This is a genomic window from Mucilaginibacter sp., from assembly GCF_036383575.1.
GTDB lineage: Bacteria > Bacteroidota > Bacteroidia > Sphingobacteriales > Sphingobacteriaceae > Mucilaginibacter.
Genome location: NZ_DASVOB010000062.1, coordinates 1 through 9,955, shown reverse-complemented (window position 1 = coordinate 9,955; position 9,955 = coordinate 1). Strand labels below are relative to the sequence as shown.

Here is a 9,955-nt window from a genome sequence, read left to right as displayed (position 1 = left end):
CGCCATAAAAGCGGTAAAACAGCCGATGACGGCCAAAACAGTCAGTTCTGTATCAGTAAACAGCGGGTAAACCCTGCCCAGCAAAAATACCCCGGCGGCCACCATAGTAGCCGCGTGAATCAACGCTGAAACCGAAGTTGGGCCTTCCATTGCATCGGGCAGCCAGGTATGCAGCGGGAACTGTGCCGATTTAGCTGCAACAGCCATAAACACACCCAACCAGGCAATGTATTGCCAGATAGCTGGCATCTGACCTGTAGCTGAGATCCATAAACCATCATGTACGACAGATTTAAAAACCAGGTTATTGGTAATAAAAAGTTCGGCTATATCAAACGTGTGGAATTGGGCAAAAATGATAATAATTGCGCTCAGCAAACCGATATCACCAACCCTGTTCATGATAAAGGCTTTTTTGTTAGCCTGTACCGCCTTATCCTTAGTAAACCAAAAGCCAATAAGCAGGTATGACGAAAAACCCACCAGCTCCCAGAAAGCGTAGAACAGCACCAGGCTATCCACCACAACCAAACCCAGCATACTGAAACAAAAGAAGCTGAGGTAAGTGAAGTAGCGGCTATACCTGTCGTCATGCTTCATGTATGCAGTAGAGTAGATATGCACCGGCAAAGCGATCAGCGATACCAGTAGCAACATCAGCGCTGAAAGGTTATTAAGCAGGATGCCCGCAAAGACTTTGGTAGTGCCAATGGTAAACCAAAGCGTTTGAATATGCAACGGTTGCTGGTTCCACACCCTTGCAAATACTATGGCTGATAAAACACACCCTATCAAAATAGCCAATATTGATATCCAGCCAGCCAATTTACTTTTTACCGGCAGACAAAAATTGATCAAAGCAGCAAACAACGGCAAAGCCACAGCTGCTACGGTGTAGCTGATGATGGTATCGGTATATGGTAATGAGCTACTCAATTGGTATTAATATTTAGAGAAGAAGGTATTGAGTCAATTCCTGAAACATAGGTTAATTCAAATTTATTAGAGGCTCCGTCATTGAAAAATATGTTATACAGTTTTTCAATTCTCTCTCGCGAAGAAAATGGATATTTCACGCCATTAATTATGAACAATAATTTATCATCATTATGATACGCTTTTAGATACTGTTCATACTGCTTAGAAAGACTGCTTAACTTAGCCTGATAACTTTTAATGGCATATGATTTGGTAATAACCACAAGCGTTTTTCCCCTTTGAGATCCGTTGGAAAGTGAATCCTGAGCATTTTTTAGAATACTAATGCTCAAAACATTATTTGGATCCAGGGTCTTTAATTCTTTTTCGGTAGACGATTTCCCGTTTAAAACGTATGTAATACTATCTAATTTAATTGAGGCATAAGTATCAGTAGGAGCTGTTTGAAGGCTTTTAGTATTTATTAAGATAGCTCCATCTTTAGCTCCTTTGCCATAAATATTTTCTGATCCCGGAGGATTTAAAACCTCAATAGCAGCTATATTATTTGTATCAAACGGCTTGCTATCTTCATCATAAATAATCCCATCAATCACTATAAGCGGTTTACCTTTTATGTGTATCAGATCATAAATCTTTTTTACAGAGGTATTTTTTGAAGAATCTGCTTTTTGAGCAAATCCAACAACCGGCAGCAATAAACCCATGTAAAACAGTATAATACTCAGCTTCTTCATTCTCTAATTCCTCAAATTCTTAATCTCATCCGGATCAATGGTTTTATATCTCCGGTAAACATTCAGGATAATAGCCAGGGCAACCGCCGTTGTTGCTGCCGCCAGCACAATAGCAAACAGGGCGAATACCTGCCCGCCGTTGTTTAGCTTATCATATTTTCCAAAAGCTACCAGGTTTAAAATAGCAGCGTTCAGCATCAGCTCAATACCTATTAACACCTGTATCGAATTGCGTTTAGACACGATCATGTACATGCCAATACAAAACAATAATGCACCCACCAGTAAAAAATCGGTTAATGTAATCATGCCCTGCCCTCCTTACGTGATAAATGCGCCGCACCCACCAAAGCCATCAGCAATAAAACAGAAATAGCCTCAAAAGGCAGCAGGTAAGTGGTCATTAAATTAATGCCGATATTCTCGGTCATCAACGTAGTTGGTACGATCTCATTTTTTTGCGCGATGGACTGCTTTACCCATGGCAGGTTATCGGCATCTGCTTTAAGGATAATATTTACGATGACCGCTAAAAACAACACCGCCAGTATAACTGCCGGTACTTTAGCCATGTTAATGAATTTCCCTTTTTGCTTTTGGATCACATTCAAGGTTTCGCGGCCGGAGAGCATGAAAGCGAAAAGTATAAGCACCAGGATCCCTCCTACATAAATCACCACCTGTGTTACCGCCACAAAATCGGCAAGGGCCAGTACATACAAGCCAGCCAGTGCAAACAAGGTCACAAAAAATATAAAAATACTCCTGACCAGGTTCTTGCTTAACGCAGCATAAAGGGCCGAACTCACCGCGATAAAGCTCATCACATAAAACAACACGCGCACTAAGCTCATGCCCCACCCTCCTTTTGCTTCATGGCAGCTAATTTGGCAGCTTGCTTTTCGGCCTGTTGCTTATCAAAAAGGGCACGCTTTTCGGCGGCATCTTCAGCCGTCATGTCTGAAAACTGGTAAACCAAATCACTCAATTGGAAAACGGTTTTATCATACTGGTTGGTCATGGTGATGCATTCGGTTGGGCACACTATAGTGCATAGACCGCAATACATGCACTTCGCCATATCAATATCAAACTTGGCGGCATACAAGCGCTTGGTTGTACCATCGGATGTTTGGCCGATAGCCTCCGTAGCCTTGATCGATTCAATATCGATACAATTCACCGGACAAACCTTTGCGCAAAGGTCGCATACTATACAATCGTCCATTTCCACATCCAGCTGGTAACGGCCTACTTCAGGCACCGGCAGTTGCTGCTTAGGATATTGGATAGTATTGGTACCATGTTCCAGCTGCTTAAAGTAATTGCTATTGCTTACGGTCACAATCTCCCTTTTGCCGTTACCCGCAAAAAGGTGGCGTATGGTAAGGCTTAAACCTTTCCATGCAGTTGTAAACGCTTTTATTACTTTCTGAACCATGATTTTTAGGATTTAAGGATTACCCTGAATTTCCTATGTTACTTTATATTGTATTACTATTTTTCCTAATCTCTAAACTCCAACCTCTAATCTCTCTCCCCAATCACATCAACCACAATCGCCACACGCCCGATACCAGCATGCAGGCAAAAGCCAGTGGGGTTAATACCTTCCAGCAAAGGTTCATCAGCTGGTCAACCCGTAAACGGGGCAATGTCCACCTGATCCACATTTGTACGCCTACAAGGGCTAATGTTTTTATCACCACCCAAAATATACCCCACGCCACATTGGTTGTCCATGTTGCCAGTTTAACGCCTCCTATGTTAGGTAATGGCGTATTCCAGGCACCTAAAAACAAGATCACTGCTATCATAGATACCAGGAACATCATCGAATATTCGGCCAAAAATACCAGCGCAAAGCGGATCCCCGTAAACTCGGTATGGAAACCGGCAACTAACTCCGACTCCGCCTCCGGGATATCAAAAGGGGCACGGTTACTTTCGGCCAGTGAAGCTATAAAATAGATCACAAACGAGATCAATAAATGTGGTGCGCGGAAAACATTCCAGCTAAAAAAGCCACCTATTTGAGATACATCCCAAAAGCCGGCGAACTTTATCTTTTCGGTTGCCAGGATTCCCTGCTGTGCCGAGATCGCTTGCAAATCCAGCGTTTGTGCTATCATCACTACCGATATAATGGCGAAGCCCGCCGGGATCTCATATGAAATGATCTGTGCCGCTGAACGCATGGCACCCAGTATAGAATATTTATTGTTCGAACCCCAGCCCGCCATCAGGATCCCTAATGTTTCAATAGAGATAATAGCGAAGATGTAATACAGGCCAATATTAGTTTTTGAAGGGATAAGTCCGGGTGCCCAGGGTAGCGCGGCGAAGCCAAGGTACACGGCAATGAATATTACCGCAGGTGCCAGCATGAACAGCCATTTATCAGCTGCCGCCGGGATGATCAGCTCTTTCTGAAGCATCTTTAAAATATCGGCCAGTGTTTGCAGTGAGCCGTATTTTCCGGTCTCGGTGGGGCCAAGCCTGTCTTGTATAAATGCTGATATTTTACGCTCGGCATATACTCCGAATAAAGCGAAAAAGGCCGAAAAACTGAACAACCCAATTGCCGCGATAAAATATGTAAAATAATAGTTCAACAGGAATATTTGCTTAAGGGTGCAAACTTACTAAATGTTGAGTTATTTAGAATGATTAAATTATATATTAAGTTGATAGGAGAACCATGATTTACTTGATTTAAAGATTACATGATACATTGTTTATACTAATGTTGCCGCAAAGCTGAACCTTGTGGCCCGAATGCAAGATATAAACCATCCAGTTGCATTAAGCACATGACCTTATATCAAGGTCATCCTATAATCCTAAAAATCATGGTTCAACACTTCACCAAATCATTAGCCGATATAAACGTAGATTTTACCGGGGCCGAAAAGAATAGCGAGGCATGATGATCAAAATCGGCAGTATCATCAGTAGTAGTATAAAACTTATTTTCACCGTTCCTGCTGAGTTTTTGCTCAATTTCGGGATGACGGTTTAAATATTCAACCAGGCTTTTAGCTACAATATCGCCCTGACCAACTACATTAATACCTTCGGGCAAATGTGCATTGATCTTGTCCTGGATAATAGGATAATGTGTACAGGCCAGCAAAATGGTATCGATGTTTGGCGATTGTGCCATGATCTGATCCAAGTATAGCTGCACAAAGAAATCGGCACCAGGTTTATCGTATTCGCCGTTTTCAATCAGCGGCACCCAAAGCGGACAGGCCTGCTGGTAAACTTTTATATCGGGAAAAAAATTATTGATCTCTAAAAGGTATGAGCCCGACTGTACCGTGCCTTTTGTACCAAGCACGCCAATTTCTTTGGTTTTGGTATAATCGCCAATGATCTCGGCTGTCGGGCGGATCACCCCTAATACCCTTTTTGAAGTATCATCTATGTGCTTAAGGTCTTGCTGCTGTATGGTACGCAACGCTTTGGCCGATGCTGTGTTACACGCCAGGATCACCAGCGGGCATCCCTGGTCAAACATCCACTGCACACACTCCCAGGTATACTGGTGTATGGTGCTGAATGAGCGGTTGCCATAGGGTGCACGGGCATTATCGCCCATATAAATATAATCATAGCCGGGCAGCTGCTCAATAATAGAGCGAAATACGGTTAACCCGCCAAAGCCCGAATCAAAAATACCAATGGGTTGATTTGACATATACAAACATAAAAAAAGCGCCCCGTAATTACGGGACGCTCTTGTATAATTTACTTAAAGGTGATCTTATTTTAAACCTAATTTCAATTTCACAGCTGGCATCAAATCGTCACCTGCAGGAGATACGATCATGCTCACTTGTGATGAATCCAATACATAAGCATAACCTTTTTCTTTGGCTACCGCTTGTACAGCCTGGCTAACTTTATCAATAATTGGCTTGCCTAATTCTTGTTTTTTAGCATCAACTTGTTGCTGAGCGTTATTTTGATAATCGTTCATGCGTTTTTGGATATCCTGCAATTCAGAAGTTTTTGCCTGACGTACTGCATCTGTCATTGTAGATGCGTTTTTATCCAGGTCGGCACCTTTGGTTTGCAATTCATTGTTCATAGTGGTTAACTGATCAATGAATGTTTTTTGATAGGCTTGTAATGTTGTTGAAACAGTTTTAGTTTCAGGCATCTGATCAATAACCTGACTGAAGTTAACATAACCTATTTTTGTTTGCGCTTTAGCGAAACTACCCACGAACAACATACCTGCTGCAACTAAGGCGACTTTAAATAGTTTTTTCATTTTTGTTTTGTGTCCTGTGTTTAATAATGGATAATAATTATCTGTTTGTTTTTGTAACGTATATCTGCAAATTACTCATGAACTAACCCGGAAATAGCTTTGCAATGAACAGGAACATTGGCGGCTATCATTGCCTGGTTAAAATAACAATATGTAATTTGATTGGTAAACATAAAAAAAGCGTCCCGTTTAATCAGGGCGCTTTCTCTATATCTTTTTTGATTTTTATTTCAAGCCTAATTTTAATTTCACAGAAGCCATCAGGTCATCAGCATCAGGAGATACCAATAAAGTGATCTGTGATGAATCTAATACGTAAGCATAGCCTTTTTCTTTGGCTACAGCCTGTACAGCCTGAGTAGCTTTATCAATAAGTGGTTTACCTAATTCCTGCCTTTTAGCATCAACTTGTTGCTGGGCGTTATTTTGGTAATCATTCATACGTTTTTGAATATCGGTAAGCTCATTTTCTTTAGCAGTGCGTACAGCATCAGTCATTGATGCCCTTTTTGACTGATAATCCTGGCCTTTTGCCTGGTACTCGTTGTTCATTGTAGTAAGCTGATCAACAAATGTTTTTTGATAAGCCTGGATCGAAGCTGTTACAGTTTTGGTTTCGGGCATCAAATCAATCAGCTGATTGAAGTTGATGTGACCGATCTTAGTCTGAGCGTTTGCAAAGCTGCCCGCAAATAACAAACCTACTGCAACTAAGGCAACTTTAAATAGTTTTTTCATTTTCCTTTTTCTGTGTTTAAATAATAGTTCGATTTATTTTAATTCAAATTATTTAGCAAATACCCCAGGCTTCAGTCCTAATCTGGTTATAACATCCGCGCTTTTATCATACCGCGGACTGGCATACAACATGATCACCTCGCTGTTTTTATCAAAGATCATATCCAGGTTATCGCCTTCAGCAATTGCTTGTACAGCTTTAGACACTCTATCCTGAATTGGTTTAATCAAGGCGGTGCTTCTTTGTGAAAGCTCCCCATCCGGACCAAACTTTTGACGTTGAAAATCCTTCGCCGCCTTTTCTTTTTCTACTATTTCGGCCTCACGATGTTTCTTCATATCAGGGGTCATCAACACCTGGTCGGCCTGGTAGGCCTTGTACAGGCGGTCAATTTCCTGAAAACGACCGTCAACCTCTTTTTGCCACTGATCAGATAATGCAGCCAGTTGCTTTTGTGATGAAGCGTATTCGGGCATGTGCTTTAGTATATACTCCGAATCAACATAAGCAAAACGCTGCGCATAAGCGCCTGCAAAAGCAGTTAACGTTAAAAAGGCCACTAAAATTATCTTCTTCATATATTCGGTACGCAAATTAATTAAATCCGCCGGATAAACTCTGAGAAATTGTAAAATGGAACTGGCCTTTATTTGCATCCGGTTGTCCCGGTATTTTGTCAAAGCCATAGCCATAATCTAACCCAAGCAAGCCAAATATAGGTAAAAATATCCTTGCGCCCACACCTACCGAACGCCTTACGTTAAACGGATTAAACTGGCTAAACTGATTCCAGGCGTTACCACCTTCGGCAAAAGCCAACAGGAATATAGTTGCCGACTGGCTTGCAATAACCGGGTGGCGAAGCTCAAGCGTGTACTTGTTATAGATAGCACTACCTGTGTTGTTATTTTGAGTTTCGTTTGAGCCTTCAGGCACTATGGAGAAGTTTTGGTAACCGCGTAAACCGATGATCTCGCTGCCTTGCAAAAACTGGTAACTCTGCATACCATCACCGCCTAATTTAAAGCGCTCAAAAGGAGATGGGCCAACCAGGTGATTGTACTGGCCAAGGAAACCAAACCTTACCTGCGACATCAATACAAACTTACCTACCAGTTTCGAGAACCATTGCGCATCATATTTAAATTTATAATACTCAACAAAATGGTAACGCTCTTCCGGAGTAGCTATTTTATAGTTGATATTATTAAACAATGAGTATGGCGGAGTAGCCTGTATAGTAAATTTAATATTTGAACCCTGTGTTGGGAAGATAGGTGCGTCAATTGAGTTACGGGTAAGCTCCTGTGTTAATTTGATGTTAAAAGAGGTACCGTTAGTAAATAAATAATTACTATAGTTATCAAGGTTATAATGATCAAGATTAAGTGAGTAGTTTAGCTGGAAATAGTTATCAGGCCATTTCAAACGTTTACCCAATGTAACACCCACACCATTAATACGCAGGTTATTGTAGTAAGGGCTTGATTTTGGATAGTACTGACCGGTTGAGCTTCCCTGTGTATAAGCTGATAACGCAAAGTAGATCGGTTTTTTACCACCTAACCATGGCTCAGAAAACGTGAACGAGAAGTTTTGATAAGTACGACCGCTTGACTGTCCCCTTAAGCTCAGTTTCTGACCATCACCTTTTGGCAGCGGTTTGTAAGCTTTAAGGTGGAATATATTGCGGATTGAAAAGTTATTAAAGGTTAAGCCTAAGGTACCAACCAGCTGACCACCGCCAAAACCACCCGAAAGCTCGATCTGGTCTGAAGGTTTTTCAACTACGTTGTAAACCAAGTCAACAGTACCATCCTGCGGATTGATGTTGGTTGGCTTCGGCTCAGTTTTTTGCTCATCAAAGTTACCCAGCTGACCAATTTCACGCGCACTACGGATCAACAGATCTTTATTGAATTTTTGACCTGGTTTAGTCTGGATCTCACGCATTACCACTTTATCATTGGTAACATCGTTACCTTTTAACATAACGCGGTTAATGGTATACTGAGGGCCTTCGTAAATCCTTACATCAACATCTACAGTATCGTTATATACCCTTGTTTGTACCGGATCGGCATTAAAGGTAAGGTAACCATCATTTAAATAAAGAGATGAAACGTCATCATTACCCGGTGTAGGCCCGCTTAAACGCTTGTTCAATTCATCTTCGCTAAATACATCGCCTTTCTTAACATGGAGGATCCTGTTTAACAGGTCGGCATTATATTTAGCATTACCCGAAAACTTAACGTTACCGAAGTAATATTTAGGGCCTTCGTATACTTTAAGTTTTACGTTTACGGTTTCATCGTCATGTTTCCATACCGAATCGCTCAGTATCTCGGCATCACGATAACCCCTGCCCTGCATTTTCTCAACAAGGTTTTGTTTATCTTCTTCGTATTTATCCTGTTTAAATTTCTTTGAACCAAATAAGTTATACCATTTGCGTTTACGGGTTTTACTTAAAAAGCCGCGCAGGGTACCGGTGCTAAATGCCTTATTACCTTCAAAAATAACATCGTTAATTTTAACCTTGGTCTTTTTATCAATGGCAACATCCAATATAACGCTGTTAACATCACCCTGATCTTTACGCTGGGTAATGGTAACGGTGGTATTTAAAAACCCTTTTTCGTTAAAATGCTTTTTAATAATAGCAGTGGTAGTACTGATAAGGTTTTCATTTACGATCTTGCCCACACGATCATTCAGTTTTTTCTGAACATCTTCAATCTCTCCTTTGCGGATGCCGGTTAAGTGCATGCGTGATAAACGAGGGCGTTCCAAAACAGCGATCTCCAGGTAAATGGTATCCATATTGATTTTGGTGATGTTTAGTTGAACATCATCAAATAACCCCTGTTGATATAAGGTTTTAATTACCTCGGCATTACGCTCGCCGGGAAGGTTGATCCTATCGCCTTTGGTTAATTTAGATAACTGGATAAGGATGTCTTTATCAAGATATTTTGCGCCACTAACCGAAATACCACCAATAATATAATCCTTAGGATTAAGATAACTTAAACTATCAGCCGGTATCGATTTTGTAAGTGTAGGCCTCGGCCCATTGGATATCTGGGCGAAAGCCGTAGTAGCCAAAACCGAGAAAAGAATAGCAAAAAGAAATTTATACATTCGAATATTTTAGTGGGCTAAAAATAATTTATACAGTTGTTAAAATTTGTTAAAAGTAAAAATTTAGTTCACCTGCTCACTTGTTAAGCCAAAACGGCGCTCGCGTTTCTG

At 41.1% G+C, this 9,955-nt stretch carries 11 protein-coding genes; all 11 read right to left on the bottom strand.

Annotated features, from left to right (window positions below; translation table 11 throughout):
* Positions 1-936: NADH-quinone oxidoreductase subunit L (locus VF500_RS02195; RefSeq protein WP_330858108.1), on the bottom strand; the 936-nt coding region annotated here is incomplete at its 3' end.
* A complete protein-coding gene (locus VF500_RS02190; RefSeq protein ID WP_330858107.1) occupies positions 933-1,646 on the bottom strand; it encodes a hypothetical protein in 714 nt (237 codons plus the stop codon). The genes VF500_RS02190 and VF500_RS02195, both read right to left, overlap by 4 nt.
* Positions 1,647-1,679: 33 nt before the next feature.
* The gene (gene nuoK, locus VF500_RS02185; RefSeq protein ID WP_330858106.1) at positions 1,680-1,985 is read right to left on the bottom strand and encodes an NADH-quinone oxidoreductase subunit NuoK; all 306 of its coding nucleotides are present in this window, start codon (positions 1,983-1,985) and stop codon (positions 1,680-1,682) included.
* A complete protein-coding gene (locus VF500_RS02180; protein WP_330858105.1) occupies positions 1,982-2,530 on the bottom strand; it encodes an NADH-quinone oxidoreductase subunit J in 549 nt (182 codons plus the stop codon). The genes nuoK and VF500_RS02180 overlap by 4 nt, the downstream gene beginning before the upstream one ends.
* Positions 2,527-3,117 (bottom strand): NADH-quinone oxidoreductase subunit I, encoded by a 591-nt coding sequence (locus tag VF500_RS02175; protein WP_330858104.1) that lies wholly within the window; start codon positions 3,115-3,117, stop codon positions 2,527-2,529. The genes VF500_RS02180 and VF500_RS02175 overlap by 4 nt, the downstream gene beginning before the upstream one ends.
* 103 nt (positions 3,118-3,220) lie before the next feature.
* A complete protein-coding gene (gene nuoH / locus VF500_RS02170; protein WP_330858103.1) occupies positions 3,221-4,291 on the bottom strand; it encodes an NADH-quinone oxidoreductase subunit NuoH in 1,071 nt (356 codons plus the stop codon).
* 242 nt (positions 4,292-4,533) lie between these two features.
* Positions 4,534-5,379 carry a glutamate racemase gene (gene murI / locus VF500_RS02165; RefSeq protein WP_330858102.1) on the bottom strand — a complete coding sequence of 282 codons (846 nt, stop codon included), beginning with the start codon at positions 5,377-5,379 and terminating at the stop codon, positions 4,534-4,536.
* Between the two features lie 66 nt (positions 5,380-5,445).
* Entirely contained in the window at positions 5,446-5,958 is a 513-nt protein-coding gene (locus VF500_RS02160; protein WP_121231459.1) for an OmpH family outer membrane protein, read from the bottom strand.
* A 225-nt stretch (positions 5,959-6,183) separates the two neighbouring features.
* Complete coding sequence (locus tag VF500_RS02155; protein ID WP_330858101.1) at positions 6,184-6,696, bottom strand: OmpH family outer membrane protein; 513 nt, start codon at positions 6,694-6,696, stop codon at positions 6,184-6,186.
* 48 nt (positions 6,697-6,744) lie between these two features.
* Positions 6,745-7,275 carry an OmpH family outer membrane protein gene (locus tag VF500_RS02150; RefSeq protein WP_330858099.1) on the bottom strand — a complete coding sequence of 177 codons (531 nt, stop codon included), beginning with the start codon at positions 7,273-7,275 and terminating at the stop codon, positions 6,745-6,747.
* Positions 7,276-7,291: 16 nt separating this feature from the next.
* The gene (gene bamA / locus VF500_RS02145) at positions 7,292-9,844 is read right to left on the bottom strand and encodes an outer membrane protein assembly factor BamA (RefSeq protein WP_330858098.1); all 2,553 of its coding nucleotides are present in this window, start codon (positions 9,842-9,844) and stop codon (positions 7,292-7,294) included.
* Positions 9,845-9,955: the final 111 nt, after the last annotated feature.

Bases quoted from the DNA above. Each gene is read 5' to 3' on its own strand.
- VF500_RS02190 (WP_330858107.1), bottom strand. From the start codon at position 1,646: ATGGGTTTATTGCTGCCGGTTGTTGGATTTGCTCAAAAAGCAGATTCT.
- nuoK (WP_330858106.1), bottom strand. From the start codon at position 1,985: ATGATTACATTAACCGATTTTTTACTGGTGGGTGCATTATTGTTTTGT.
- VF500_RS02180 (WP_330858105.1), bottom strand. From the start codon at position 2,530: ATGAGCTTAGTGCGCGTGTTGTTTTATGTGATGAGCTTTATCGCGGTG.
- VF500_RS02175 (WP_330858104.1), bottom strand. From the start codon at position 3,117: ATGGTTCAGAAAGTAATAAAAGCGTTTACAACTGCATGGAAAGGTTTA.
- murI (WP_330858102.1), bottom strand. From the start codon at position 5,379: ATGTCAAATCAACCCATTGGTATTTTTGATTCGGGCTTTGGCGGGTTA.
- VF500_RS02160 (WP_121231459.1), bottom strand. From the start codon at position 5,958: ATGAAAAAACTATTTAAAGTCGCCTTAGTTGCAGCAGGTATGTTGTTC.
- VF500_RS02155 (WP_330858101.1), bottom strand. From the start codon at position 6,696: ATGAAAAAACTATTTAAAGTTGCCTTAGTTGCAGTAGGTTTGTTATTT.
- VF500_RS02150 (WP_330858099.1), bottom strand. From the start codon at position 7,275: ATGAAGAAGATAATTTTAGTGGCCTTTTTAACGTTAACTGCTTTTGCA.
- bamA (WP_330858098.1), bottom strand. From the start codon at position 9,844: ATGTATAAATTTCTTTTTGCTATTCTTTTCTCGGTTTTGGCTACTACG.